The sequence below is a fragment of the Nocardioides sp. BP30 genome (genome assembly GCF_029873215.1).
Classification (GTDB): domain Bacteria; phylum Actinomycetota; class Actinomycetes; order Propionibacteriales; family Nocardioidaceae; genus Nocardioides.
Window position 1 is genome coordinate 1,467,798 of the sequence record NZ_CP123620.1, and the last position, 25,092, is coordinate 1,492,889.

Here is a 25,092-nt window from a genome sequence, read left to right on the forward strand (position 1 = left end):
ATGACGAGCCTCACCCGCGCCGACGGCCGCGCCAACGACGAGCTGCGCCCCATCACCATCACCCGCAACTGGCTCGACCACGCCGCCGGGGCGGTGCTGATCGAGTTCGGCCGGACCAGGGTGCTGTGCGCTGCCTCGGCCTCCGAGGGTGTGCCGCGGTGGCGCAAGGGCTCGGGGCTGGGCTGGGTCACCGCCGAGTACGCGATGCTCCCGGCGTCCACGAACACCCGCTCGGACCGCGAGTCGGTCAAGGGCCGGATCGGCGGCCGCACGCACGAGATCTCCCGGTTGATCGGGCGCTCGCTGCGCGCCGTCATCGACTACGAGAAGCTGGGCGAGAACACCATCCAGATCGACTGCGACGTCCTCCAGGCCGACGGCGGCACCCGCACGGCGTCGATCACCGGCGCCTACATCGCGCTCGCGGACGCCTGTGCCAAGCTCGGCGTCCCGCAGGCGCTCACGGGTTCGGTGGCGGCGATCAGCGTGGGCATCATCGACGGCACCCCGCGGCTCGACCTGCCCTACGAGGAGGACGTCCGGGCCGAGACCGACATGAACATCGTCATGACCGGGGCCGGGAAGTTCGTCGAGGTGCAGGGCACCGCCGAGGGCGCCGCCTTCGATCGCGCCGAGCTCGACGCGCTGCTCGCCCTGGGGGAGAAGGGTTGCGCCGACCTGACCCGGCTCCAGCAGGAGGCCCTGGCGCGATGAGCGCTCAGCTCTTCGTCGCCTCCCGCAACGCCAAGAAGATTGCGGAGATGGAGCGCATCCTGGCCGCGCTCGTCCCCGGCGTGCAGGTGCTGGGTCTCGACGACGTGGACTTCTTCGAGGAGCCGGTCGAGGACGCGCCCACCTTCGAGGGCAACGCCCTGATCAAGGCCCGAGCCGGCTTCGCCGCCACCGGGTTGCCCAGCGTCGCCGACGACTCGGGACTGTGCGTCGACGCGCTCAACGGCATGCCCGGTGTCCTCTCGGCGCGCTGGGGTGGCAGGCCCAAGAGCGACGAGCGGAACAACCAGCTGCTCCTCGATCAGCTGGGCGACGTGCCGGACGAGCGCAGGCAGGCCCACTTCTCCTGCGTGATCGCCTTCGCGTACGACGGCGGCGAGCTCGTCGTCGAGGGCCGGATGGACGGCCGCGTCATCCGCGACCTCCGCGGGACCGGCGGCTTCGGCTACGACGGCCTGTTCGTCGCCGAGGAGACTCCCGACGGACGCACGAGCGCCGAGCTGAGCGTGGCGGAGAAGGACGCGATCTCCCATCGCGGCCGCGCCCTGCGCGAGATCGGGCCAAAGATCGCCGCCGTCCTCGCAGGCTGAGAACCCTCGGGCGGCGCGCGCTGTGCTGGGGCACAATCCGGCCATGACGCTCTACCGTGCCGCTGCCGAGGCCGTCGCAGGCTACGCCCAGCAGCCCAAGCTCTCCGAGATCTCCATCGCCGACGAGCGGGCAGCCGCACAGGAGGCGGCCGCGGCCGAGCCGCGCGAGGTGGTGGCGACGGTCGAGGACGTGGACGCGAACGGGGTGCGCTGCCGTCTCTACCGACCCGCCGATGCGCGCCCGGGCCTGGTCGTCCACGTCCACGGCGGAGGGTTCGTCTTCCACGACATCGACGTGCACGACGCAGCGGTGCGGCGCTTCGCCAACCGCGCTGGGCTGAGCGTGCTCAGCGTGGACTACCGCCGTCCGCCCGAGGACCGGTTCCCCTCCGCCGTGCAGGACGTCGATGCCGTCGTGGCCTGGCTCGAGGGGCGGGACCAGCCCGGCCCGCTGTTCGTCCACGGGGACAGTGCCGGTGGCAACCTCGCCCTGGTGGCCGCCCTGCGGCACCCCGGGCGGTTCACGGCCGCCGCGCTGATCTATCCCTTCCTCGACCCGTCGCAGGGCTTCGACTCCTACGACACGGCGGCCGATGGGTTCGACCGCGAGGAGGCGGCCTGGTACTGGCAGCAGTACGCCGCCGACCCCACCGACCTGACCGATCCGGACCTGGCGCCCCTGCTCAGCGATCGGCTCGGCACGCTGCCACCGACCCTGGTCGTCACCGCCGAGCACGACCCGCTGCGCGACGAGGGCGAGGAGCTCGCCCGGCGACTGGACGCACGCGGTGTCGACGTGACGGCGACGCGCTACCTCGGCCAGGTCCACGGGTTCTGGCGGGGCGCCCTCCCCGCCTCGGACCGGCTGATGCGGCAGGTCTCCGGGTTCCTCGCGGCCTACTCCTGACCGGTCCGCGCCCCGGACCGGCGTCTGAGAGGATGGCGCCATGCGCGTTCACCTCGGCTGCGACCATGCCGGACTCGACCTCAAGGCCCACCTGACCTCGCGCCTGACCGAGCTCGGGTACGACGTCGTCGACCACGGACCGTTCGTCTACGACGCGCTGGACGACTACCCGGTGTTCTGCATCCGCGCGGCGGAGGCGGTGGCGCGGGAGCGCGCGGCCGGACTGGACAGCCTGGGGGTGGTCATCGGCGGGTCGGGCAACGGCGAGCAGATGGCCGCCAACAAGGTCAGGGGCATCCGGGCCGCGCTGGCCTGGTCGGAGGAGACCGCCAAGCTCGCCCGTGACCACAACGACGCCCAGGTCGTCGCTGTCGGCGGCAGGATGCACAGCCTCGAGGACATGACCCGCTTCGTCGAGATCTTCCTCGCCGAGCCGTTCAGCCACGACGAGCGGCACGTGCGGCGCATCGGTCAGCTGGAGCGCTACGAGGCGGCGGGGGAGCGCCCCGCGCTCCCGGACTCGGCCGCAGGACTCGGGCCGGCCGAGGACCAGGACTGAGGCGAGGACCGGGGACATGCCCGAGGGGCACACCCTCCATCGGCTCGCTGCCGACCTCACGCACGCTTTCGGTGGACGGACCGTCCGCGTCGGCAGTCCGCAGGGTCGCTTCGCGGAGTCGGCCGCCCAGGTCGACGGTCAGGTCCTCGAGCGGGCCGAGGCGTGGGGCAAGCACCTGTTCATCGCCTTCCCGGGCGAGCGGTTCATCCACGTCCACCTGGGCCTCTACGGCAAGTTCCTGATCGCGCGCGGCGAGGCCCCGGCGCCCGTCGGTCAGGTGCGCCTGCGGATCGCGGGGCCCGAGTCGTACGCCGACCTGCGCGGTGCCACCACCTGCGACCTCATCACGGCCGGCCAGCGCGACGCGGTCCTGGAGCGGCTCGGACCCGACCCGCTGCGCGAGGACGCCCTCAGCGATCCGGCGCAGTCCGAGCGCGCCTGGGCACGCATCAGCCGCAGCAAGATGCCGATCGGTGGGCTGCTGATGAACCAGGAGGTGCTCGCCGGCGTCGGCAACGTCTACCGCGCCGAGCTGCTCTTCCGGCACCGGATCGACCCGATGCGGCCGGGCAACACGCTGCAGCGCCGGCAGTGGAGGGCGATGTGGACCGACCTGGTGGAGCTCATGCACCAGGGTGTCGCCGACAACCGGATCGACACGGTCCGGCCCGAGCACACGCCCGAGGCGATGGGACGAGCGCCCCGTGTCGACGACCACGGCGGCGAGGTCTACGTCTACCGGCGTACCGGCCAGCCCTGTCACGTCTGCGGCAGGGCGGTGCGTACCGCCGAGCTGCAGGGACGCAACCTCTTCTGGTGCCCCGGATGCCAACGTCCGTACAGGCCACGCACAGCGGCCGTACAGTGAAGCCCCGACCCCGACTCCGAGGCGAGCCAGGATGAGTGTCCGAGCCACGACCGCGCCAGTGGCGTGGCGGCGCCGGCTGAGCGCCCTGCGCGCCCAGCAACGGCGCTCGGGTCCCGAGGCGCGTGCCCTGGTGCTGCTGACGGCGCTCGCGCTCGCGCTGACCTGCCTGATCGTGCTGCTGCCCACCGTCGTACCGCTCAACTCGCTCCTGGTCCCGCTGCTGGTCGGCAGCCTGGTCCTGGGGCCGCGGGTGCTGCCGTGGTTCGTCGTCCTGGTGATGACGGTCCTCGTCGTCGCGGTGCTGCTGCGGCACGGACCGATCACGACGCTGACCGAGGTCTCGATCGGTGTGGAGTTCCTGCTCGGCCTGCTGGTGCTGCTGATGTCGTTCCGCCGCTCGCGGCTCGGCGTGGCCGGCTTCCTCGGTGAGTCGATGTTCGTCGACCTGCGCGACCGGATCCTCAACCAGGGCGGCATGCCGCAGCTCCCCGAGGGCTGGCACGCGGAGACCTCGCTCGCCTCGGCCGGCGGCACCCTGTTCGCTGGCGACTTCGTGGTGGCCAACCGACCGAGCCCCGAGCGGCTCGAGGTGGTGGTGGTGGACGTGTCGGGGAAGGGCGAGCAGGCAGGCACCCGGGCGCTGCTCCTCTCCGGCTCCTTCGGCGGCCTGCTCAGCGCCCTGCCGCCCGCGGGCTTCCTGCCTGCTGCCAACGACTACCTGCTGCGCCAGGACTGGGAGGAGGGCTTCGCCACCGCCGTCCACCTCTCGCTGCGGCTGGACACCGGTGCGTTCGAGATCCGTACGGCGGGCCACCCGCCGGCCGTTCGGCGTACGGCGGGGGACGGCAGGTGGAAGGTGCTCGCCAGCGAGGGCCCGGTGCTGGGACTGATCGAGCACGCCGAGTTCGTGGTGGCCACCGGGACGCTGCGGCCGGGCGACGCGATCATGCTCTACACCGACGGCATGGTGGAGGAGCCCCGACGCGACATCGACCTCGGCATCGACCGCCTGCTGGGGGAGGCCGAGCAGCTGCTGCGCGGTGACTTCCACGGAGCGGCCCAGAAGCTGGTCGCCGCCCTCGGGTCCAAGGACGACGATCGAGCGATGGTCGTGGTCACCCGCGGTCGCGACTGAGCGGCGACGGTGGCAGGGACCGGTTGGGTGGCGCCGGTGCCGGTGTGGCACCATGTGCGGGTTGCTCGCAGGCGGAAGGCCGTCGGCGCGGTGGCACGCGGATGTAGCTCAATGGTAGAGCCCCAGTCTTCCAAACTGGCTACGCGGGTTCGATTCCCGTCATCCGCTCGGAACGGCGCTCTCCTCTGCGGGACGAGGGCCATTTCGCGGGGCGTAGCGTAGTGGCTAGCGCGCCTGCTTTGGGAGCAGGAGACCGCAGGTTCGAGTCCTGTCGCCCCGACTGCTTCATCACCGGATCAACAAGAGGAGAAAGCCTGTGAAGAGCGCCGTCGAGACCTTGAGCCCGACCCGGGCCAAGCTCACCGTCGAGGTGCCCTTCGAGGAGCTCAAGCCGAGCCTCGACAAGGCATACAAGCAGATCGCCCAGCAGGTCAACGTGCCCGGCTTCCGCCGCGGCAAGGTCCCGCCGCAGGTGATCGACCGCCAGGTCGGCCGCGGTGCCGTGCTCGACCAGGCGCTCAACGACGTTCTCCCGCAGAAGTACTCCGAGGCGCTGCAGGAGAACGAGCTGACCCCGCTGGCCCAGCCGGAGATCGAGGTCACCAAGTTCGAGGACAACGGTCCGCTGGAGTTCACCGCCGAGGTGGACGTCAAGCCGGAGATCGTGCTGCCGGACTACGACGGCATCCAGGCCCAGGTCGACGACGTCGAGGTCAGCGACGAGGACGTCGAGGAGCAGGTCGAGGCGCTGCGTGAGCGCTTCGGCACCCTCAAGGACGTCGAGCGCGCCGCGGGGGAGAACGACTTCGTCGTGATCGACCTCAAGGCCACCCAGGACGGCAACGCCGTCGAGGGCGCCGAGGTCAGCGGGATGAGCTACCAGGTGGGCCGCGGGGGCATGCTCGACGGTCTCGACGAGGCCGTCACCGGCCTGTCCGCCGGCGAGGAGAAGGCCTTCACCAGCCAGCTCGTGGGCGGCGACCTGATCGGCCAGGAGGTCGACGTCGTCGTCAAGGTCACCCAGGTGCAGGAGCAGGAGCTGCCCGAGGTCGACGACGAGTTCGCCCAGCTCGCCAGCGAGTTCGACACCGTCGAGGAGCTCAAGGCCGACGTCCGCGAGCGGCTCGCTCGCGGCAAGCGCCTCGAGCAGGCCGCCGCCGCCCGCGACGCCGTCCTCGAGGCGCTGCTCGAGCAGGTCGAGATCCCGCTGCCCGAGGGTCTGGTCACCGACGAGCTCAACAACCGCCGCGAGCAGTTCGAGCAGCAGCTCGTCTTCGCCGGTCTGACCCTGGAGAAGTACCTCGAGGACGAGGGCCAGACGCAGGAGGAGTTCGAGGCCGACCTCGAGCGCCGCGTCCGCGACTCGATCGCCGCGCAGATGCTCCTCGACGAGATCGCCGCCAAGAACGAGTACGGCGTCGACCAGAACGAGCTGACCCAGCACGTCATCCGCCGGGCCCAGCAGTCGGGCCAGGACCCGCAGGAGGCCTTCGCCCACCTGCAGGAGCACCCGCACCACATCAGCGAGTACGCCGCGGAGATCGTCCGGGGCAAGGCGCTGGCCGAGATCGTCGAGTCCGCCAAGGTCACCGACGCCTCGGGTCACGAGGTAGTGCTCAAGGGTCTGCTGCCGGACGGCACCTTCGCCGCGGAGGGCGAGGAGTCCGAGGCCTCCGCGGAGGCCGAGGCCACCGATGAGCCCACCGAGGAGCCCACCGAGGCCTGAGGCCGCATGCGCTCGCATGGCCGTCGCGTCCGCACCCGGGTGGTGTGGACGCGGCGGCCATCGCTGTCGGTGGACCTCTAGGGTGTCCGGGTGGGTCCGACAGCGGCGCTGCGCCGTACCCCTCTCGGCGGCCTGCTGCGGCGCACCCGGCGGGCTGCTCGGCAGGCCCGCCGACCGATCGCCGCGCTGACCGCCCCCGTGCGGGTGCCGCTCGCGATCGCCACCGCGCCGCTGGCGCGCGCGAGCCGGCCGGTGCAGCGCCCGCCGGTCGCCCTGCGGCGGGCCGGTCGGGACGTGGCGCCCGAGGAGCTCGCCGCGCTGGCCGCCGCCGGCGGCGCCGCGACGGACCGGCTGCTCGTCCTGGTCCCCGATCTCGGTGGCGACGAGCGGCACTGGCTGCCCGGTCGTGAGCAGACGGGCGCGACCTACGCCGAGCGGCTCGGGGCGCTGCTCGGCTGGACGCCGGTCCTCACCCGGGTCGACGCGGGTCGCGACAGCGGCTCGGCGACCGAGGCCGGGCTGGAGCTGGCAGCGCTGGTCCAGCGCCTGGTGGACGCCTGGCCCGTGCCGCCGACACGGATCGCTGTGCTGACCGCCGGCGGAGGAGGCCTGGTCGTCAGGGCCGCCTGCGCGGTGCGCCTGAGCGCTGACCCACCGTGGACGGCCCTGGTCAGCGAGGTCGTCGGACTCGGGGTGCCGCGCTACGCGGTCGAGCCGAGCCGGCTGGCCTCCGACCTCGGTCGACGACTCGACGAGCAGCTCGCCGGCATCGTGGCCGCTGACAGCGCCTTCCTCGGCCTGCGACCGGCTGTCGCCGCCGATCACCTGCTCCTGGGCGAACGGGTGATCGGCGCCCGTCCGGTCGGCGAGGCCGTCGGCCGGGTGCTGTGGTGGCGCCACCGCCGTCCGGGGCGTCCGCGGCTCGTCGTCGACCTGTTCCCCACGGCCGAGTCGTTCGAGCTTCCTGCCGGTGCACCGCTGAGCAACCGGGCCGACGTGCACGAGGTCCTGCTGCGCTGGCTGGCGTGAGCGGCTGTGAAATCTGCTGTCGGCGAACAGGGCCGGGGTTCCCGTGGTTCTGTCTCCTCCGGGGGCTATGGTCGGCCACGTGAACCTGAACTCCAGCGCACCCCAGGGGTACGACGCGCCGACCATGAACGGCGGCGCCGGGCTCAACTTCCTCGACGACAACATCTACAGCCGTCTGCTCAAGGAGCGGATCGTGTTCCTCGGCTCCGAGGTCCGCGACCAGAACGCCAACGCGATCTGCGCCCAGCTGCTGCTGCTGTCGGCCGAGGATCCTGAGGCCGACATCTTCCTGCACATCAACAGCCCGGGCGGCTCGGTGGACGCGGGCATGGCGATCTACGACACCATGAACTACATCCCCAACGACGTCGCGACCGTGGGCATGGGCCTGGCCGCCTCGATGGGCCAGTTCCTGCTCTGCGCCGGCGCGCCGGGCAAGCGCTACGCACTGCCCCACGCCCGGATCATGATGCACCAGCCCTCCTCTGGCATGGGTGGCTCGGCCTCCGACATCAAGATCCAGGCGCAGCAGTCGCTGCACATCAAGAAGGTGCTGCTCGACCTGATCTCCCAGCACACCGGTCAGCCGCTCGAGCAGGTCATCACCGACGCCGACCGCGACCGCTGGTTCACCGCGCAGGAGGCCCTGGAGTACGGCCTCGTCGACAAGGTGATCGCCAGCGCCAAGGAAGCCTCGGACGAGGGCCGACCCGCCCACAAGAAGGACTGAGCATGAACTACTACATCCCCCAGTGGGAGGAGCGGACGTCGTACGGCTTCCGCCGCATCGACCCCTACGCCAAGCTGTTCGAGGAGCGCATCATCTACCTCGGCACGCCGATCAGCGATGACGTCGCCAACGCCGTGATCGCCCAGCTGCTGTGCCTGCAGTCGATGAACCCCGACCAGGACATCAGCATCTACATCAACTCGCCGGGCGGCTCGTTCACCGCGCTCACCGCGATCTACGACACCATCCAGTTCATCAAGCCCGACGTCCAGACCGTCTGCATGGGTCAGGCCGCCTCCGCGGCGGCGATCCTGCTCGCGGCCGGCACCCGGGGCAAGCGGATGGCGCTGCCCAACAGCCGCATCCTGATCCACCAGCCCTACACCGAGGGCACGTTCGGCCAGACCTCGGACATCGAGATCCAGGCCAACGAGATCCTGCGGATGCGCGAGCTGCTGGAGAAGATGATCGCCGATCACAGCGGCAAGTCGATCGAGGAGGTCAGCCGCGACATCGAGCGCGACAAGATCCTCACCGCACAGCAGGCCGTCGAGTACGGCATCGTGGACCAGGTCCTGGGCTCGCTGAAGGCGCCCGTCCCCGCCCTGGCCTGAGCGTCCCAGCAGCAGCGCACGCACAGCACGACGCGCCCCGCGCCGTACCGCCGGATCCAGCACAGGAGGTTCGGCGCGGGGTACCGTCTGAGGGTTGAGTGCCCTCCCGTCTCGGCAACCAGCAGCATCCGTTCAACGATCAAGGCAATCCGGAGGATGATCGTCCATGGCACGCATCGGTGACGGTGGCGACCTGCTCAAGTGCTCGTTCTGTGGCAAGAGCCAGAAGCAGGTGAAGAAGCTCATCGCCGGGCCGGGCGTCTACATCTGCGACGAGTGCATCGACCTGTGCAACGAGATCATCGAGGAGGAGCTCTCCGAGGGCAGCGACGTCAGCATCGAGGAGCTGCCCAAGCCTCGCGAGATCTTCGAGTTCCTCAACTCCTACGTGATCGGTCAGGAGCAGGCCAAGAAGGCGCTCGCCGTAGCGGTCTACAACCACTACAAGCGCGTCCAGGCGGGCCTGCAGCCAGGCGGCGCCAACGGTCCGGGCAAGCACAAGGAGGACGTGGTCGAGGTGGCCAAGTCCAACATCTTGGTGATCGGCCCGACCGGTTGCGGCAAGACCTACCTGGCCCAGACCCTCGCCCGCATGCTGAACGTCCCGTTCGCGATCGCGGACGCGACGGCGCTGACCGAGGCCGGCTATGTCGGCGAGGACGTCGAGAACATCCTGCTCAAGCTGATCCAGGCCGCCGACTACGACGTCAAGAAGGCCGAGACCGGGATCATCTACATCGACGAGATCGACAAGGTCGCCCGCAAGGCCGAGAACCCCTCGATCACCCGCGACGTCTCCGGTGAGGGCGTCCAGCAGGCGCTGCTGAAGATCATCGAGGGCACCACCGCCTCGGTCCCGCCGCAGGGCGGTCGCAAGCACCCGCACCAGGAGTTCATCCAGATCGACACGACGAACATCCTGTTCGTGGTGGGCGGCGCGTTCGCCGGGCTCGAGCACATCATCGAGCAGCGGGTGGGCAAGAAGACGCTGGGCTTCACCGCCGAGGTGCACAGCAAGGCCGAGAAGGACGCCGAGGATCTGCTCAAGCTGGTCCGTCCCGAGGACCTGACCAAGTTCGGCCTGATCCCCGAGTTCATCGGCCGGCTGCCGTTGATCGCCAGCGTGACCAAGCTCGACCAGGAGGCCCTGGTGCAGATCCTCACCGAGCCGCGCAACGCCCTGATCAAGCAGTACCAGAAGCTCTTCGAGCTCGACGGGGTCGAGCTGGAGTTCCAGGACGACGCCATCCAGGCGATCGCCGACAAGGCGCTCGAGCGTCAGACCGGCGCCCGCGGTCTGCGCGCGATCATCGAGGAGATCCTGCTGCACGCGATGTACGACGTGCCCTCGCGCGGGGACGTCGCCAAGGTCATCGTGACCGCCGACGTCGTCCTCGGTGAGGCCGCGCCGACCCTGATCACCAATGCCGAGGTCAAGAAGAAGAAGTCGGCCTGACCCGGCCCGGACGGCGTAGTCACTTCGGGCCATTTTGGCCGGACGGTGCCCATCCGGCCGCTCCGATCAGGAAGACTGGTGCCCCGAAGCAACGACCTGGTCCGGGCAGGGAAGGGGCGAGCGTGAGCTCGAATCACAAGGCGCCTCTGGCGGCCTTCCTGGTCGTGGCCATCGCCTGTGTCGTCGTGGTGGCAACGAACAGCATGCGCAGCTACGCACGCGACGCGTGGCACACCTTCGCGGCTCCGGTCGTCGGTGGTCTCGAGCTGATCCAGGTCCACCACGAGCCGACCCCCGAGCCGACGAGGCCGAGTGCCCCGACGAGCACCGCAGCCACCTCGCGGTCGGTCGTCGAGCGGGCGGGCCACCCGGCCGAGCCGGCCTCCACCGGGGCCGGTGCCCAGCGCCATGGTCACCACGGCAGGGCCGAGGACAAGACCAGCGACCACGCCACGACCGCGACGGTGACGACGGTGACCACCGATCCGGTGACCTCGACGACGACCCCCACGAGCCCCACGACCCCGACGACGCCGGTAGCGCCGGTGGCGCCCACCTCCGGCTGGCCTTCGAGTGGCGGTGGCCGCAGCCACGACGGGCAGCACGGCTGGACCGGCCACCGCGGCTCGCACGGTTCTCGCGGGCACACCCACACGGCGTCCTCCGAGAGTCACCCGACGGTCCGTTCCTCCCAGACAGTGGCCTCGAAGACCACCCTGACGATCCCCCCGAAGACCTCCGCCACGGGCCCGACCCGGGGAGCTGGGAAGCAGCACGGCCACGGCCCGAAGAGCACCTCGCCCTCGAGCTCGCACGGCAACGGCTCGCACGGCAACGGCTGGGGAAGCAGCCGGGGCGATCACGCGGGCGCCACCCGCGGCGGCGACTCCGGCCGGCACCACGGCCGGCACTGATCCACCCCACCTACGTCGACGGCGGCCCACCCCGAGGGGCGGACCGCCGTCATCGCGTCCTGGCCGGCCCGATGGCCGGCGGGCTCACTCCTCCTCGGCCGGCGCCAGCTCCGCGCTCACGCTCAGCTCGGAGGCCTGCGGGTCCACGGTGAAGACGAGGTCGCCCACGATGTTCCCGGTACGACGCAGATCGTCCTGGGCGAGCTCGGCGCCGCGGACCAGCTTCTCCGGGCCGCTGATCTCGGTACGGGCCAGGGGGGCGCGCATCTTGACCTTCGCGGTCGACTTCACGCCGCGGATGCCCGACAGCGCAGCCGCCACGGCGTCCAGTGCGGCGTCATCGGCAGCGGCCGCCGCGCCCAGGTCGAGCTCGGTCGGCCAGGCCGCGCGGTGGATGGAGCCCTGCTGCCACCACGACCAGACCTCCTCGGTCACATAGGGCAGGAACGGCGCGAGCAGCCGCAGCTGGGTGTGCAGGGCGATCGCCAGGGTGGCCTGCGCCGAGACGGTCGCCGGGTCGTCCGCGTCGCCGTACGCCCGCTCCTTGACCAGCTCCACGTAGTCGTCGCAGAACTCCCAGAAGAACTTCTCCGCCGTCTCCAGGGCGCTGGTGTAGTCGTAGGAGTCGAAGGCCTCGGTGGCCCTGGTGACCACGCCCGCGAGCCGACCTAGGAGCGCGCAGTCGATCGGCTCGGAGACGGCGAAGGTGTCCAGCGCCGTGGCCCCGACGTTGCCCAGCACGAACTTGGAGGCGTTGAGCACCTTCATCGCGAGCCGGCGGCCGACCTTCATCTGGGTCTCGTCGAACGGAGAGTCCAGCCCCGGCCGCGACAGCGCCGCCCGCCAGCGGACCGCGTCCGCGCCGAACTTGTCGAGGATCTCGGTGGGGACGACGACGTTGCCCTTGGACTTCGACATCTTCTTGCGGTCGGGGTCCAGGATCCAGCCCGACAGCATGGCGTGGGACCACGGCACCTGGCCGTTCTCGAAGTGGGAGCGGACCACCCGGCTGAACAGCCAGGTCCGGATGATGTCGTGGCCCTGGGTGCACAGGTCCATCGGGAAGACCCGCTCGAACAGGTCGTCGTCTCTGCCCCATCGGCCGGCGATGTGGGGGGTGAGCGAGGACGTCGCCCACGTGTCCATCACGTCGGGGTCGCCGATGAAGCCGCCCGGGACGCCGCGCTGGTCGTCGGCGTAACCGGCCGGGGCGACGGTCGAGGGGTCGACCGGGAGCTGGTCCTCGGCCGCCACGATCGGATGCGCGTAGTCCGGGTTGCCCTCCTCGTCGAGGGCGTACCAGACCGGGAACGGGATGCCGAAGTAGCGCTGCCGGCTGATCAGCCAGTCGCCGTTGAGCCCACCCACCCAGTTGTCGAAGCGATGCTTCATGTGCTCGGGCAGCCAGCTGATGGCCTCCCCGTCGGCCAGCAGCGATGCCCGCAGGTCCGCGTTCCGGCCGCCGTTGGTGATGTACCACTGCCGGGTGGCGACGATCTCCAGCGGCTTGTCGCCCTTCTCGTAGAAGTTCGCCATCCGCTGGGTCGGCTTCGGCTCACCGTCGAGGTCGCCGGTCTCGCGGAGCTTGGCCACGATCGCCTCGCGGGCCGAGTGGGCGGTCTTGCCGGCCAGCTCGCCGTAGAACGTGGCATCGGTCAGCCAGGCGGGGGTCTCGGTGGTGAAGCGGCCGTCGCGACCGATCACGGTGCGGACCGGCAGGGCGAGCTCGCGCCACCACTGGACGTCGGTGAGGTCGCCGAAGGTGCAGCACATGGCGATGCCGGCGCCCTTGTCGGGCTCCGCGGCGGGATGGGCCAGCACCGGGATCTCGACGCCGAAGATCGGCGAGGAGACCGTCGTACCGAAGAGGGGCTGGTAGCGCTCGTCGTCGGGGTGGGCGATCAGCGCTACCACCGAGGGGATCAGCTCCGGACGGGTCGTCTCGATGAAGACGTCCTGCGAGGCCGATGCGGCGTCGCCGCGCCCACCCGCGCCGTGGAAGCGAACCCGGTGGTAGGCGCCGGGGTACTCGCGCGCCTCCAGCTCGGCCTGGGCGACAGCGGTCTGGAAGGTGACGTCCCACAGCGTGGGCGCCTCCTGGAGGTAGGCCTCGCCCCGAGCGAGGTTGCGCAGGAACGCCCGCTGGCTGACAGCGGTGGCGTCCTTGCCGATGGTGGTGTACTGCAGCGACCAGTCGTAGGACATGCCGAGGGTGCGCCACAGCGACTCGAAGACCTTCTCGTCCTCGACGACCAGCTGCGCGCACAGCTCGATGAAGTTGGGCCGGCTGATCGAGATCTGCCTCTTCGGGTCAGGCTTCTCCGGCGGGGTGAAGTCCGGGTCGTAGGGCAGCGACGGGTCGCAGCGGACGCCGAAGTAGTTCTGCACCCGCCGCTCGGTCGGCAGGCCGTTGTCGTCCCAGCCGATCGGGTAGAAGACAGACTTGCCGCGCATCCGCTGGAAGCGGGCGATCAGGTCGGCGTGGGTGTAGCTGAAGACGTGGCCGACGTGCAGCGAGCCGGAGACCGTCGGCGGGGGAGTGTCGATGGAGTAGACGTTCTCCCGCGGCTGGGTGCGGTCGAAGGCGTAGGTGTCGTCGGCCTTCCACTGCTGCGACCACTTGGCCTCCAGCCCCTCGAGCGCCGGCTTCTCCGGTACGACGACGGGCGCGGCCGGCTGCGTCGTCGTAGCGGGGCTGTGGCTGCTCTGTGGCTCGGTCATGAGGAAATCCTAGGGTCGCGCGCCGGATAGGGGCGAAACGGGTTGATCGCGCGGACGCAAGCGGGGAACGATCGACCATGGACGTGGCAGCTCACCGGCTCGATCCGAGCGAGATCGAAGCCCTCGACTAGGATCGTGGGGCGATGAGCGAGACACCCCAGGCCCGACCGGCCCAGACGATCGATGAGGCCCAGGACGCGTTGCTGTCCCGCTGGCCCGAGACCCGACTGGAGCCCAGTCTCGACCGGATCCGCGCCTTCACCGAGCTGCTCGGCGACCCGCAGCACGCCTACCAGGTGATCCACCTGACCGGCACGAACGGCAAGACCTCGACCGCGAGGATGGTCGAGACCCTCCTCGGTGCCCTCGACCTGCGCACCGGCCGCTTCACCAGCCCCCACGTCGAGCGGATCAACGAGCGGATCAGCGTCGACGGCGAGCCGTTGAGCGATGAGGAGTTCGTCGCCGCCTACAACGAGGTCGCGCCCTACACCCACCTGGTCGACGAGGACCAGCCCCATCCGCTCTCCTTCTTCGAGACAGTGGTGGGGATGGCGTTCGCGAAGTTCGCCGAGGCGCCCGTCGACGTGGCTGTGGTCGAGGTCGGCATGGGCGGCTCGTGGGACGCCACCAACGTCGCGGACGGCCAGGTCGCGGTGATCACCCCGATCGCCCTGGATCACGCGCAGTACCTGGGCGACACGCCCGTCGCGATCGCCCAGGAGAAGGCCGGCATCATCAAGCCCGGCGCGACCGTCGTGACAGCCAAGCAGCTGCCCGAGGTGCGCGAGGTGTTGCTCGCCCGCGCTGCCGAGGTCGGTGCCACCGTCGTGGAGGAGGATGTCGACTTCGGCGTCCTGGCCCGCTCGCCCGCCGTCGGCGGACAGGTGCTGAGCCTGCGCGGGCTGCACGGCACCTACGACGAGGTCTTCGTGCCCCTGTACGGCGCCCACCAGGCGCAGAACGCGGCGCTCGCCCTGGCAGCGGTCGAGTCGCTGCTCGCCCCGCCCGACCAGCAGGGGCAGCCGCTCTCCGCCGAGGTCGTGAGCGACGCGTTCGGTCGGGTCAGCTCGCCGGGCCGGCTGGAGATCGTGCGCAGCAGCCCGACCATCCTGCTCGACGCGGCGCACAATCCGCACGGCGCGGAGGCGACCGCCGCCGCACTGGAGGACAGCTTCAGCTTCGATCACGTGATCGGCGTGATCGGCGTGATGGGTGACAAGGACGTCGAAGGGGTGCTGGCTGTCTTCGAGCCGCACCTGTCCCACCTCGTCGTCACGCAGAACAGCACCGAGCGGGCGATGTCGGCCCGGCGGCTGGGCCAAATCGCGATCGAGATGTACGGCGAGGAGCGCGTCTCCGTCGTACCGCGCCTCGACGACGCCATCGATGCCGCGGCCGCGATCGCCGAGGAGTCCGACAGCTCGATCAGCGCTGGCGCCGTGCTCGTCACCGGCTCGGTCGTCACGGTCGGCGAGGCCCGCGCGTTGCTGCGCCGCAAGGGGAGCCGATGAGCGAGCAGCCCGACCCGCAGGACGCCGCCGGGGACGCCGTCGGGGACGCAGCCGAGTACGCCGCCGAGGACGCCGCCGAGGACGCCGCTGAGGACGCCGTCGTCTACGCCGACGACCGCGACACCTCGCCGCGCCGGAGCATGGCGGCGGCGATCCTGGTGCTGCAGGGCATCGTGCTCGCGCTGACCACGCCGGTGATGATCTCGATCGGCAACGTGTCGTGGCGTGCGGCGGTGCCGATCGGTGTCGGGCTGTGCCTGGTCTGCATCCTGCTCTCCGGCATGCTGCGCCGGCGATGGGCCTACGCCGCCGGCTGGCTGGTCCAGGTCGTCTCGCTGGCGCTCGGCCTCGTGGTCCACATGATGTTCGTGCTCGGCATCATCTTCCTGGTGCTGTGGTGGGGCGCGATGGCGCTCTCCAGCAAGATCGAGCGGGAGAAGGCGGCCGCCTACGCGGCCTACGACCGGCTCAGTCCCGAGGAGCAGGCGGCGCAGGATCGGGCCGTGCAGGCCCACCGACCGCCAGCGCGCGAGTGAGCACTGCCAGCGCCGCGTCCAGCTCGGCGTCGCTGACCCCGCCGAACCCGATCACCAGTCCGGTGTGGCCGCTGCTGCGCGCATAGCTGCTGAGGAGCCCGACCTGAAACCCCGCTGCCAGGGCGGCGTCGCGGGCCGCCACGGCCCGATCCTCGGGCATCAGCCAGGTCGAGTACATCCCGGCCAGCGGGCCGGCCAGCTCGGCGTACGGCGAGAGCGCCGCGGCGACCCGTGGTGCCCGCTCGGCGTAGGTGCGCCGCGCGGCCCTGACCACCTTGTCGACCCAGCCGTCGCGCAGCAGCGTGAGCAGTGCCCGCTGGGCCGGCCAGGAGGCACCGTCGTGCGTGACCAGGCGGTGCTCCTGCAGCGGGCCGGCGAGCGCGGGCGGTACGACCAGCCAGCCCAGCCGCAGCGCCGGCGCCACTGCCTTGGCCGCTGTTCCGAGATAGGCGACCCGCTCGCGGTCCAGGCTGGCGAGCGCCGGGACGGGGGCGACGTCGTAGCGGAACTCCGAGTCGTAGTCGTCCTCGATCACGATGGCGTCCGCCGCCCGGGCCGCGGCGAGCAGGTCGAGGCGCTCGGCCGCCGGCATGACCCGGCCCAGCGGGTGCTGGTGCGCCGGGGTGACGTAGATCCCGGCGAGCCCGCGCACCGACGTGATCGGTGCGGCCGCGGGGACGTCGACCGTCGCCCGGCCGGCGTCGGCGACGGTCGCCGCAGCGGCGCGGTAGCCCGGGTCCTCGACGCCGATCGGTCCGGGCGGCAGCACCCGCAGCAGCTGGCGCAGGCCATCGCCGGTGCCGGCCGTCACCACGATCTCGTCAGGCTCGACCACGAGGCCGCGGGTGCGGCCGAGCCGGTCGGCCAGGGCGACGCGCAGCTCGGGCAGGCCGCGCGGGTCGTCGTACCCGGGCGGCGGAGCGACGGCCGAGACCTCGCGCCAGGCGCGCCGCCACCCGGCGCGCTGGCGCGGGTCGATCCACGGCGTGCCGGTGTCGAGGAGGACCAGGGGTCGCTCGACCGGACGGCGGGACGGCCGGGTCGCCGCCGGTGGCGGCGCCAGGCCGCCGGAGGCGACGAAGGTGCCGGCGCCGCGGCGGGTCTCCAGCCAGCCCTCCGCCACCAGCTGTTCGTATCCCTGCTCGACCACGGCCCGCGAGACCACGAGGTCGGCGGCGAGCGCCCGGCTCGACGGCAGCCGGTCGCCGCGCAGGAGGGTGCCGCCGACGATCAGCGAGCGGACCTGCGTGGCGAGCTGCGCCGGCATCGGCACGGCGGCGGTGCGATCCAGCCGCAGCGGCAGCGTGCTCACCCTGGTGTCCTGTTCGAATAGCGACGGATTGGCCCGTGTGTCCAGGCCACTTCCGGTCGAGGATAGGACCATGTCCACGCTCTCACCCACCCCACGCACCACCGTCGGCCGGGAGAAGGAGCGCGCGGTCGCCGATCGCGCGAGCCTGCACCGGCTCCTCGCCGACGGGCTGGTCGCGCACCTCGGCGTCGCCATGGGCACCCACCCGGTGGTGCTGCCGACGGCGTACGGCGTGGATCTCGACGGGCCGGACGACGGCGGCACGCTCTACCTGCACGGCTCGGTGGCGGCCGGTTGGCTCGCAGCGGCGCTGGCCGGGGACGTCTGCGTCACCCTCACCGAGCTGGACGGCCTGGTCGCCGCGCGAAGCGGCTTCAACCATTCGATGAACTACCGCAGCGCCGTGATCATCGGTACGCCGCGGCGCGTCGACGACCCGGCCGAGCGGCGTCGGGCGCTGGATCTGATCGTCGATCAGATGGTCCCCGGTCGAGCCGCCACCCTGCGCGAGCCCACCCGCAAGGAGCTGGCGGCGACGGTCGTGCTCGCGCTCCCGATGGCCGAGGCGAGCATGAAGCAGCGCGCCGGCGGTCCCGAGGACGAACCCGAGGATGTGGCCGCCGGGATCTGGGCCGGTGTGATCCCGCTGCGCCGGATCAGTGCCGGCGTGGTGACCTCGCCAGACTCGCACAGCGCGGTGCCTGCCGACGTCAGGGCGCGTGCCGAGGCGTTGGGCTGAGGTGTACGTCCCGCGCTTCAACGCCGCCGACGAGTCCTGGGCACGGGCCCTGGTCGCGGAGGTCGGTGCCGGTGAGCTCGTGAGCACCGGGCCCGACGGCTACCCGCTCGCCACCCTGCTGCCGGTGCTCTGGCGGGGCGACCTGGTGGTGGCCCACCTGGCGCGAGCCAACCCCCACTGGCGCGCCCTCGGCGATGGTGCGCCTGCGCTGCTCGTCTGCACCGGACCGCAGGCCTACGTCCATCCGGGCTGGTACCCCGCGAAGGGGGAGCACGGCAAGGTGGTTCCGACCTGGAACTACTCCTCGGTCCACCTGAGGGGCACGGCCCGCGTGATCGAGGACGCCGGATGGCTGCGAGAGGCGGTGACGGCGCTGACCGACCGGCACGAGGCCGGGCTCGTCGACCGGTGGCGGGTCTCGGACGCGCCCGCCGGCTATGTCGACGGCATGCTCCGGGCGATCGTCGGCGTGGAGCTGCGGGTGGAGCGGATCGAGGCGAAGGCGAAGCTGTCCCAGAACCGCTCCGAGGCTGACCGGCGCGGTGTCATCGAGGGGCTGGGCGAGCATCCGGTCGCGGAGGCGATGCGCCGGGGTGAGGCCGACTTCGCGTGAGGCAGGCCGCCCGGTTAACCTCGGCGCCATGACTCAGCGCACCCTCGTCCTCGTCAAGCCCGACGGTGTCCGCCGCGGCCTCACCGGCGAGGTGATCCGTCGCATCGAGGCGAAGGGCTACACCCTGGTCGCGCTGGAGCTGCGCACCGCGACGCCGGAGCTGCTCGCCCAGCACTATGCCGAGCACGAGGGCAAGCCCTTCTACGAGCCGCTGGTCGAGTTCATGCTCTCCGGCCCCGTTGCCGCGCTCGTGATCGAGGGTGAGCGCGTGATCGAGGGCTTCCGGTCCCTGGCCGGCACGACCGACCCCACGACGGCCGCCCCCGGCACGATCCGCGGTGACCTGGGCCGCGACTGGGGTCTGGCGGTGCAGCAGAACCTCGTGCACGGCTCGGATGCTCCGGAGTCGGCCGAGCGCGAGATCGGGATCTGGTTCCCCGCTCTGTGACGTGGGCGTACGACGACGGGTCGCGGGCGCTGAGGTGGAGTAGTCACACCCGACTCACCGGCCCGGCGTGCCTCACCAGAATCACCCGTCACGCCGCATAACCTCGTCAGCGGGTAGCGCCGTACCGGGGCTCTGCCCGCTCCTTCCCCAAGCGAGGCAGACCCGTGGCGAACAGCTTGATCGGTCGTGACATGGCCGTCGACCTCGGCACCGCCAACACGCTCGTCTACGTGCGCGGCCGTGGCGTGCTGGTCGACGAGCCGAGCGTCGTCGCGCTCAACCAGACCACCGGCGAGGTGCTCGCCGTCGGGCACGAGGCGAAGCGGATGCTGGGCCGTACGCCGGACAACATCACCGCGCTGCGCCCCCTCAAGGACGGCGTCATCGCCGACTTCGAGGCGACCGAGCAGATGCTGCGCTACTTCATCCAGCAGGTCCACCGCCGCCGCTACTTCGCCAAGCCGCGGATGGTGATCTGCGTGCCCAGCGGCATCACGGCCGTCGAGACCCGGGCCGTGAAGGAGGCCGGCTACCAGGCCGGTGCACGCCGGGTCTACATCGTCGAGGAGCCGATGGCCGCGGCGATCGGAGCGGGCCTGCCGGTCCACCTGCCCACCGGCAACATGGTCGTCGACGTCGGCGGCGGCACGACGGAGGTCGCCGTCATCAGCCTCGGTGGCATCGTCACCTCCCTGTCGGTGCGCACCGCCGGTGACGACCTCGACAACGCGATCGTGCAGTGGATGAAGAAGGAGCACGCCCTGCTGCTCGGCGAGCGGACCGCCGAGGAGGTCAAGATGAGCCTCGGCTCGGCGTGGCCCGCAGCGGAGGAGCCGGAGGCCGAGATCCGGGGCCGCGACATGGTCAGCGGCCTGCCGCGCACCGTGACGGTCTCCAGCGCCGACATCCGGGCCGCGCTGGAGGAGCCGATCAGCGGCATCGTCGACGCGGTCCGTGCGACGCTGGACCAGACCCCGCCCGAGCTGGCCGGGGACATCATGGACCGCGGCATCGTGCTCACCGGCGGCGGAGCGCTGCTCAAGGGACTCGACGAGCGGATCCGGCACGAGACCGGCATGCCGGTGCACCTCGCCGACGGCCCGCTGACCTCGGTCGCACTCGGCGCGGGTCGCTGCGTGGAGGAGTTCGAGGCGCTGCAGAAGGTGCTCGTCACCGAGACGCGGCGGTGGTGATGACGCAGCAGCAGCTCCGCCCGGTGGTCCGCCGGGAAGGGATCAACCGCCGCGGCAGCCTCGAGCCGCGCGACCCGCGCTCGCCGCGTCGTTCGACCGCTGTCGCGCTCGTCCTGGCCTGTGCCACCCTGCTCACCCTGGACAAGACGGGGGGTGCCCTGGATCCCGCCCGCCGGCTGATCGGCGAGGTCTTCGGACCGGCCGAGTCGGCGGTCTCCACCGTCGCCCGGCCGGTGACCTCGGTCCCGGGCTGGTTCCGGACGCGCAGCGGCATGAAGAGCGACCTGGCCGAGCTCAAGGCCGAGAACGCCAAGCTCGAGCAGCAGGTGCGCACCAGCGCCTACGACCGCAACCGGCTGGCCGAGTACGACGGGCTCACCAAGGCCGCCGAGAACATCGGCTACGCGGTCGTGCCGACCCACGTCGTGGCGCTCGGGCCGGCCCAGTCCTTCCACCGCACCGCCACCATCGACGCGGGTTCGGCCTCCGGGATCAAGCCCGACATGACGGTCGTCGCCGCCCAGGGGCTGGTCGGTCGGGTCCTGCGTGTGACCAGCACGACCGCCACCGTTCTGCTCATCGTCGACGGCGACTCCACCGTCGGCGGCCGGGCGAGCTCCTCGATGAAGGTCGGCTTCGTGCGCGGCGACGGCCAGCTCGACGGCGGCTCGCTCGAGCTGCAGCTCATCGACCAGAGCGCCACCCCCGCCGCCGGCGACACCGTGGTGACGTGGGGGTCGACGAAGGACGCGCCGTACGTCTCGGGCGTCCCCATCGGCCAGGTCACCTCGGTCTACTCCAGCGTGCGGGACTCCTCCAAGACCGCCGCCGTGCGGCCCTATGTCGACTTCGGCGCCCTCGACCTGGTCGGCGTCGTGGTGCCCAGCGGCACCAAGAGCGACCGCGCGATCATCGACGCCGACGGGAGCCTCAAGCGATGACCGGGCGATGGATGGCGATGAGCGGCCTGCTCGTCGCGGTGGCGCTGCTGCTCCAGGTCAGCCTGTTCGACGCCTTCGCGTGGCAGGGCGTCGTGCCCGACCTCGTCCTCATGGTCGTTGTCGCGGCGGCGCTCTCGCGCGGCTGCCAGACCGGGATGGTGCTCGGCTTCGCCGCCGGCCTGCTGATGGACCTCGCGCCACCGGCCGACCACCTCGCCGGCCGCTGGGCGCTCGCCCTGATGATCGCCGGGTACGTCGCCGGTCGTGTCCGGCAGGACGCGGGCCGAGCAAGCGTGGTCGCGGTGATGGCGACGATGGCGGCCTGCTCGCTGGTCGCCACCACCGTCTTCGGCCTGAGCGGGATGGTGCTGCGCGACCCGGCGCTCGGCTTCGGCGAGGTCCTCCGAGTGATCGGCATCGGCCTGGTCTGGGACGTGCTGCTGACCCCGCTCGTGCTCCCGGCCCTGCTGGCGCTCTACGGCCGAGCCGAGGCCCTGAGGGCGCGATGAGGCGGTTGCGATGAACCCGGCCAACCGCACCAGCCGCCTGCGCCTGATCGTGCTGCAGGCGCTGGTCTTCTCGTTGTTCGCCACGCTCGGCGTCCGGCTCTGGTACGTCCAGGTGGCGCACGGATCGTCCTATCGCGCCCAGGCTGCCTCGCAGTCGGTGCGCGAGGTGGTCCAGCAACCCACCCGGGGTCTCATCGTCGACGACATGGGCCGGCCGCTGGTCTCCAACCGCACCTCCTGGGTGGTCAGCATCGACAAGACCACGCTGGGCAACCTCTCCGATGCCGACCAGGGCACGCTGCTCGCCCGGGTCGCCAAGGTCACCGGCCAGAAGGTGTCGGCGGTCAAGAAGACGCTGAGCACCTGGAACGGGTCGGCCTACCAGCCGGTCCCGATCGCCGAGGATGTCAAGCAGCAGGTCGCCCTGCAGATCCTCGAGCAGCCCGAGGACTACCCGGGCGTGGTCGCCGACCAGCAGACGGTGCGCAGCTACCCGCAGCCGTACGGCGTCAACGCCGCCGGGATCCTGGGCTACCTGAGCCCGATCACCTCCCAGGAGTACGACCAGGCCAAGAAGGACAAGGACCACTCGCTCAACGCCACCTCCGAGGTCGGTCGCGCCGGCGTGGAGAAGGAGTACGACAGATGGCTGCGCGGCATGCCCGGCTCCACCTCGGTCACCGTCGACTCCCTCGGCCGCGAGCTGGGTGACTCCAGCGCTGTCGCGGCCCAGCCCGGCGACACCCTGGTGACCAGCATCGACGCCAAGGTCCAGGCGGCCGCCGAGCAGGATCTCCACCAGGCGATCACCACCGCCCGCGCCACCTACGACCCTGTCACGCACAAGAACTATGTCGCTGACTCCGGTGCGATGGTGGTGATGGAGGCCAAGACCGGGCGGGTGGTGGCGATGGCGAGCGAGCCGACCTACGACCCCGAGGAGTGGGTCGGCGGCATCAGCCAGAAGCAGCTGGACGCGCTCTACTCCAAGCAGGCCGACAACCCGCTGCTGAGCCGGGCGACCCAGGGCCAGTTCGCGCCGGGCTCGACCTGGAAGCCGTTCATGACCACGGGCGCGATCACCGCCGGCCTGCCGACCGACCAGCACTTCACCTGCGGCCCGGGCCTGCAGATCGGCAACCGATACTTCAAGAACTACGAGTCGGAGTCCTACGGCTCGATCACCTTCGCCGAGGCGCTCAACGTCTCCTGCGACACGTTCTTCTACCAGGTGGGCCTGCATTTCTGGAACAAGTACGGCTCCGACCCGGCGAACGCGAACGCCAAGGACCCGCTGGCCACGGCCGCCAAGAGCTTCGGCTTCGGGAAGCCGACCGGCATCGACATCCCGGGCGAGGCCAGCGGCCGGGTCGGTGACCGGCAGTGGAAGGCGTCGTACTTCAAGGCGATGAAGGGCTACTACTGCACGATGGATGAGAAGGGCACCGCCACGACGCCCTTCCTCAAGCTGTTCGCGCACGAGTTCTGCCTGCAGGGCAACTACTTCCGGCAGGGCGACGCGGCCAACTTCACCATCGGCCAGGGCGACACCATGGTCACCCCGCTACAGCTGGCCCGCGCCTACAGCGCGCTGGCCAACGGCGGCACGCTCTACCAGCCGACCATCGGCAAGGCCATCGTCGCCCCCGACGGCACCGTGCTGAAGAAGATCCAGCCCAAGGTCGTGCGACACGTCGCGGTGAGCAAGAAGGCGATCGACTACGTGAACACCGCGCTGCTCGGCACGATGGTCCCGCACAGCGGCTTCAACGGAACGCTGGCCTGGAAGTTCGGCGGCTTCCCGCTCGGCGAGATCCACCTGCGCGGCAAGACCGGCTCGGCCGAGGTGGAGGGCAAGCAGTCGACCTCGTGGGTGGCCACCTACGACAAGAACTACGTCGTCATCATGGTCGTGACCCAGGCCGGTACCGGCTCGGGGACCTCCGGCCCGGCGGTGCGCAAGGTGTGGGAGAGCCTGTACGGCGTCCAGGGCGACGAGACCGGCACCCAGACCGTCGACACCGCCAAGGCCGCGATCCCGGGCGTGACGCCGCCCAAGGCACTGCCCACCTTCGCCCAGGACGGCTCGATCCTGCCGCCGGCGAAGCAGAGGAAGGGGACGAGGAAGTGAACCGTGTGCAGCTGCGCCCGATCGGCAGGATGGACTGGGTGCTGATGGTCGCCGTCCTGGCCCTGCTGGTGCTCTCCACGCTGCTGGTGTGGTCGGCGACCGAGCACCGCACGAGCCTCACCGGCGGCGACAGCACCGCCTTCGCGCGCAAGCACCTGGTCAACGTCGTCATCGGGCTGGGCCTGATGGCAGCGGTGTGCGCCACCGACCACCGCTGGGTGCGGATCGTGGCGCCGCTCGTCTACGTCGGCTCGCTCGCTGGGCTCGTGCTGGTCCTGGTGATGGGCAGCACGATCAACGGCTCGCGATCGTGGATCGACGTCGGCGGGATGTCGATCCAGCCCTCGGAGTTCGCCAAGCTCGCGGTGGTGATCGGGATGGCGCTGGTGCTGGCCGAACGGACGGAGGGCCGCTGGCGGGCTCGGGTGGGTGGTCGCGACGTCGGGCTGATGCTGCTGGTCGCCGCGGTGCCCGCGGCGCTGATCATCCTGCAGCCCGATCTCGGCACGCTGCTGGTGCTCTCCGCCACCGTCTTCGGTGTCCTGGCCGCGGCCGGCACGCCGCGGCGCTGGCTCGCGCTGCTGTTCGCCGGCGGCGTGGCCGCAGCCGCCGCGGTCGTCGCCGCGGGCCTGCTCAAGCCGTACCAGATCCACCGCTTCATGGCGTTCACCGATCCCTCGCTCGACCCGAAGGGCGCCGGCTACAACGTCCAGCAGGCGCGCATCGCCATCGGCAACGGTGGCCTCTTCGGACAGGGCCTGTTCCAGGGCCGAGTCACCCAGGGGCAGTACGTGCCCGAGCAGCACACCGACTTCATCTTCACCGTCGCGGGCGAGGAGCTCGGCCTGGTGGGCTCACTGCTGCTGATCGGGCTGCTGGGGATCGTGCTGTGGCGGGCGCTGCGGATCGCGGCTCGCACCGACGACCTCTTCGGCCGGGTCGCCGCCGCCGGTGTCGCCTGCTGGATCGGCTTCCAGGCCTTCCAGAACATCGGCATGTGTCTGGGCATCATGCCGGTCACCGGGGTGCCCCTGCCGTTCGTCTCCTACGGCGGCTCCTCGATGTTCGCGGGGATGCTGGCGATCGGGCTGCTGCAGAACATCCACGCCCGGACGGTGGCGCCGGCGGCGGTGCGCCGGGCGAGCACGCCGGGGCTGCTCGCCGTACGCTGAGCG

The 25,092-nt window shown here is 71.1% G+C and carries 24 protein-coding genes and 2 tRNA genes; 24 read left to right on the top strand and 2 right to left on the bottom strand.

Translation table 11 applies throughout. The features are described from left to right. The 14 genes from rph (at position 1) to P5P86_RS06965 (ending at position 11,260) form a co-directional block, all read left to right on the top strand. The gene (gene rph, locus P5P86_RS06900) at positions 1 to 714 is read left to right on the top strand and encodes a ribonuclease PH (RefSeq protein ID WP_280610578.1); all 714 of its coding nucleotides are present in this window, start codon (positions 1 to 3) and stop codon (positions 712 to 714) included. Next, on the top strand, positions 711 to 1,322 hold the full coding sequence (gene rdgB, locus P5P86_RS06905) for an RdgB/HAM1 family non-canonical purine NTP pyrophosphatase (RefSeq protein WP_280610579.1): 612 nt from the start codon (positions 711 to 713) through the stop codon (positions 1,320 to 1,322). Before rph ends, rdgB begins: the two co-directional genes overlap by 4 nt. A gap of 43 nt (positions 1,323 to 1,365) precedes the next feature. After that, positions 1,366 to 2,229 (top strand): alpha/beta hydrolase, encoded by an 864-nt coding sequence (locus P5P86_RS06910; protein WP_280610580.1) that lies wholly within the window; start codon positions 1,366 to 1,368, stop codon positions 2,227 to 2,229. A gap of 40 nt (positions 2,230 to 2,269) precedes the next feature. Continuing rightward, positions 2,270 to 2,788 (top strand): ribose-5-phosphate isomerase, encoded by a 519-nt coding sequence (locus P5P86_RS06915; RefSeq protein ID WP_280610581.1) that lies wholly within the window; start codon positions 2,270 to 2,272, stop codon positions 2,786 to 2,788. Positions 2,789 to 2,804: 16 nt separating this feature from the next. Beyond that, positions 2,805 to 3,656, top strand: a complete 852-nt coding sequence (locus tag P5P86_RS06920; RefSeq protein WP_280610582.1) for an Fpg/Nei family DNA glycosylase — start codon at positions 2,805 to 2,807, stop codon at positions 3,654 to 3,656. Between the two features lie 31 nt (positions 3,657 to 3,687). Beyond that, entirely contained in the window at positions 3,688 to 4,791 is a 1,104-nt protein-coding gene (locus P5P86_RS06925) for a PP2C family protein-serine/threonine phosphatase (RefSeq protein WP_280610583.1), read from the top strand. Between the two features lie 97 nt (positions 4,792 to 4,888). Further along, positions 4,889 to 4,959 (top strand) — tRNA-Gly (locus P5P86_RS06930). Positions 4,960 to 4,998: 39 nt separating this feature from the next. Next, positions 4,999 to 5,071: transfer RNA gene (locus P5P86_RS06935), tRNA-Pro, on the top strand. Between the two features lie 36 nt (positions 5,072 to 5,107). Beyond that, positions 5,108 to 6,517 carry a trigger factor gene (gene tig, locus P5P86_RS06940; RefSeq protein ID WP_280610584.1) on the top strand — a complete coding sequence of 470 codons (1,410 nt, stop codon included), beginning with the start codon at positions 5,108 to 5,110 and terminating at the stop codon, positions 6,515 to 6,517. Positions 6,518 to 6,607: 90 nt separating this feature from the next. Next, a complete protein-coding gene (locus tag P5P86_RS06945) occupies positions 6,608 to 7,546 on the top strand; it encodes a hypothetical protein (RefSeq protein WP_280610585.1) in 939 nt (312 codons plus the stop codon). Positions 7,547 to 7,613: 67 nt separating this feature from the next. Continuing rightward, on the top strand, positions 7,614 to 8,276 hold the full coding sequence (locus P5P86_RS06950; protein ID WP_446724923.1) for an ATP-dependent Clp protease proteolytic subunit: 663 nt from the start codon (positions 7,614 to 7,616) through the stop codon (positions 8,274 to 8,276). 2 nt (positions 8,277 to 8,278) lie between these two features. Beyond that, complete coding sequence (locus P5P86_RS06955) at positions 8,279 to 8,890, top strand: ATP-dependent Clp protease proteolytic subunit (protein ID WP_280610586.1); 612 nt, start codon at positions 8,279 to 8,281, stop codon at positions 8,888 to 8,890. Between the two features lie 166 nt (positions 8,891 to 9,056). Next, complete coding sequence (clpX, locus tag P5P86_RS06960) at positions 9,057 to 10,346, top strand: ATP-dependent Clp protease ATP-binding subunit ClpX (RefSeq protein ID WP_280610587.1); 1,290 nt, start codon at positions 9,057 to 9,059, stop codon at positions 10,344 to 10,346. Between the two features lie 122 nt (positions 10,347 to 10,468). Continuing rightward, complete coding sequence (locus tag P5P86_RS06965; RefSeq protein ID WP_280610588.1) at positions 10,469 to 11,260, top strand: hypothetical protein; 792 nt, start codon at positions 10,469 to 10,471, stop codon at positions 11,258 to 11,260. A gap of 84 nt (positions 11,261 to 11,344) precedes the next feature. Here P5P86_RS06965 and valS read toward each other — a convergent pair whose 3' ends face one another. Beyond that, entirely contained in the window at positions 11,345 to 13,981 is a 2,637-nt protein-coding gene (gene valS / locus P5P86_RS06970; protein ID WP_280610589.1) for a valine--tRNA ligase, read from the bottom strand. Between the two features lie 143 nt (positions 13,982 to 14,124). On the opposite strand from valS, the gene P5P86_RS06975 reads away from it, so the two are divergent. After that, positions 14,125 to 15,495 carry a bifunctional folylpolyglutamate synthase/dihydrofolate synthase gene (locus P5P86_RS06975; RefSeq protein ID WP_280610590.1) on the top strand — a complete coding sequence of 457 codons (1,371 nt, stop codon included), beginning with the start codon at positions 14,125 to 14,127 and terminating at the stop codon, positions 15,493 to 15,495. Continuing rightward, positions 15,492 to 16,031: a DUF4233 domain-containing protein gene (locus P5P86_RS06980; RefSeq protein WP_280610591.1), complete on the top strand. Its 540-nt coding sequence runs from the start codon at positions 15,492 to 15,494 to the stop codon at positions 16,029 to 16,031. The genes P5P86_RS06975 and P5P86_RS06980 overlap by 4 nt, the downstream gene beginning before the upstream one ends. On the opposite strand, the gene pdxR is transcribed toward P5P86_RS06980, so the two are convergent. Beyond that, the gene (gene pdxR / locus P5P86_RS06985) at positions 15,964 to 17,343 is read right to left on the bottom strand and encodes a MocR-like pyridoxine biosynthesis transcription factor PdxR (RefSeq protein WP_280610592.1); all 1,380 of its coding nucleotides are present in this window, start codon (positions 17,341 to 17,343) and stop codon (positions 15,964 to 15,966) included. The two genes, P5P86_RS06980 and pdxR, sit on opposite strands and share 68 nt — an antisense overlap. Before the next feature lie 70 nt (positions 17,344 to 17,413). Here pdxR and P5P86_RS06990 point away from each other — a divergent pair, with 70 nt between their 5' ends. The 8 genes from P5P86_RS06990 (at position 17,414) to rodA (ending at position 25,089) form a co-directional block, all read left to right on the top strand. Then, positions 17,414 to 18,082, top strand: a complete 669-nt coding sequence (locus P5P86_RS06990; protein WP_280610593.1) for a pyridoxamine 5'-phosphate oxidase family protein — start codon at positions 17,414 to 17,416, stop codon at positions 18,080 to 18,082. 1 nt (position 18,083) lies between these two features. Then, positions 18,084 to 18,695 carry an FMN-binding negative transcriptional regulator gene (locus P5P86_RS06995; protein ID WP_280610594.1) on the top strand — a complete coding sequence of 204 codons (612 nt, stop codon included), beginning with the start codon at positions 18,084 to 18,086 and terminating at the stop codon, positions 18,693 to 18,695. Positions 18,696 to 18,723: 28 nt separating this feature from the next. After that, positions 18,724 to 19,143 (top strand): nucleoside-diphosphate kinase, encoded by a 420-nt coding sequence (gene ndk, locus P5P86_RS07000; protein ID WP_280610595.1) that lies wholly within the window; start codon positions 18,724 to 18,726, stop codon positions 19,141 to 19,143. Positions 19,144 to 19,307: 164 nt separating this feature from the next. Beyond that, on the top strand, positions 19,308 to 20,336 hold the full coding sequence (locus tag P5P86_RS07005) for a rod shape-determining protein (protein ID WP_446724924.1): 1,029 nt from the start codon (positions 19,308 to 19,310) through the stop codon (positions 20,334 to 20,336). After that, positions 20,336 to 21,277 carry a rod shape-determining protein MreC gene (gene mreC / locus P5P86_RS07010; RefSeq protein ID WP_280610596.1) on the top strand — a complete coding sequence of 314 codons (942 nt, stop codon included), beginning with the start codon at positions 20,336 to 20,338 and terminating at the stop codon, positions 21,275 to 21,277. Before P5P86_RS07005 ends, mreC begins: the two co-directional genes overlap by 1 nt. Continuing rightward, on the top strand, positions 21,274 to 21,786 hold the full coding sequence (gene mreD / locus P5P86_RS07015) for a rod shape-determining protein MreD (protein WP_280610597.1): 513 nt from the start codon (positions 21,274 to 21,276) through the stop codon (positions 21,784 to 21,786). Before mreC ends, mreD begins: the two co-directional genes overlap by 4 nt. 10 nt (positions 21,787 to 21,796) lie before the next feature. Further along, positions 21,797 to 23,917 carry a penicillin-binding protein 2 gene (gene mrdA, locus P5P86_RS07020; protein WP_280610598.1) on the top strand — a complete coding sequence of 707 codons (2,121 nt, stop codon included), beginning with the start codon at positions 21,797 to 21,799 and terminating at the stop codon, positions 23,915 to 23,917. Further along, positions 23,914 to 25,089, top strand: coding sequence for a rod shape-determining protein RodA (rodA, locus tag P5P86_RS07025; RefSeq protein ID WP_280610599.1), 1,176 nt, complete (start codon positions 23,914 to 23,916; stop codon positions 25,087 to 25,089). The genes mrdA and rodA overlap by 4 nt, the downstream gene beginning before the upstream one ends. Positions 25,090 to 25,092 lie beyond the last annotated feature (3 nt).

Excerpts from the sequence above, each read along its gene's own strand:
- ndk (WP_280610595.1), top strand. The coding sequence starts at position 18,724 with ATGACTCAGCGCACCCTCGTCCTCGTCAAGCCCGACGGTGTCCGCCGC.
- P5P86_RS06920 (WP_280610582.1), top strand. The coding sequence starts at position 2,805 with ATGCCCGAGGGGCACACCCTCCATCGGCTCGCTGCCGACCTCACGCAC.
- P5P86_RS06955 (WP_280610586.1), top strand. The coding sequence starts at position 8,279 with ATGAACTACTACATCCCCCAGTGGGAGGAGCGGACGTCGTACGGCTTC.
- rph (WP_280610578.1), top strand. The coding sequence starts at position 1 with ATGACGAGCCTCACCCGCGCCGACGGCCGCGCCAACGACGAGCTGCGC.
- P5P86_RS06975 (WP_280610590.1), top strand. The coding sequence starts at position 14,125 with ATGAGCGAGACACCCCAGGCCCGACCGGCCCAGACGATCGATGAGGCC.
- P5P86_RS06980 (WP_280610591.1), top strand. The coding sequence starts at position 15,492 with ATGAGCGAGCAGCCCGACCCGCAGGACGCCGCCGGGGACGCCGTCGGG.
- P5P86_RS06925 (WP_280610583.1), top strand. The coding sequence starts at position 3,688 with ATGAGTGTCCGAGCCACGACCGCGCCAGTGGCGTGGCGGCGCCGGCTG.
- P5P86_RS06910 (WP_280610580.1), top strand. The coding sequence starts at position 1,366 with ATGACGCTCTACCGTGCCGCTGCCGAGGCCGTCGCAGGCTACGCCCAG.
- clpX (WP_280610587.1), top strand. The coding sequence starts at position 9,057 with ATGGCACGCATCGGTGACGGTGGCGACCTGCTCAAGTGCTCGTTCTGT.
- rdgB (WP_280610579.1), top strand. The coding sequence starts at position 711 with ATGAGCGCTCAGCTCTTCGTCGCCTCCCGCAACGCCAAGAAGATTGCG.
- mreC (WP_280610596.1), top strand. The coding sequence starts at position 20,336 with ATGACGCAGCAGCAGCTCCGCCCGGTGGTCCGCCGGGAAGGGATCAAC.
- mreD (WP_280610597.1), top strand. The coding sequence starts at position 21,274 with ATGACCGGGCGATGGATGGCGATGAGCGGCCTGCTCGTCGCGGTGGCG.
- mrdA (WP_280610598.1), top strand. The coding sequence starts at position 21,797 with ATGAACCCGGCCAACCGCACCAGCCGCCTGCGCCTGATCGTGCTGCAG.
- P5P86_RS06990 (WP_280610593.1), top strand. The coding sequence starts at position 17,414 with ATGTCCACGCTCTCACCCACCCCACGCACCACCGTCGGCCGGGAGAAG.
- P5P86_RS06950 (WP_446724923.1), top strand. The coding sequence starts at position 7,614 with ATGGTCGGCCACGTGAACCTGAACTCCAGCGCACCCCAGGGGTACGAC.
- P5P86_RS06915 (WP_280610581.1), top strand. The coding sequence starts at position 2,270 with ATGCGCGTTCACCTCGGCTGCGACCATGCCGGACTCGACCTCAAGGCC.
- valS (WP_280610589.1), bottom strand. The coding sequence starts at position 13,981 with ATGACCGAGCCACAGAGCAGCCACAGCCCCGCTACGACGACGCAGCCG.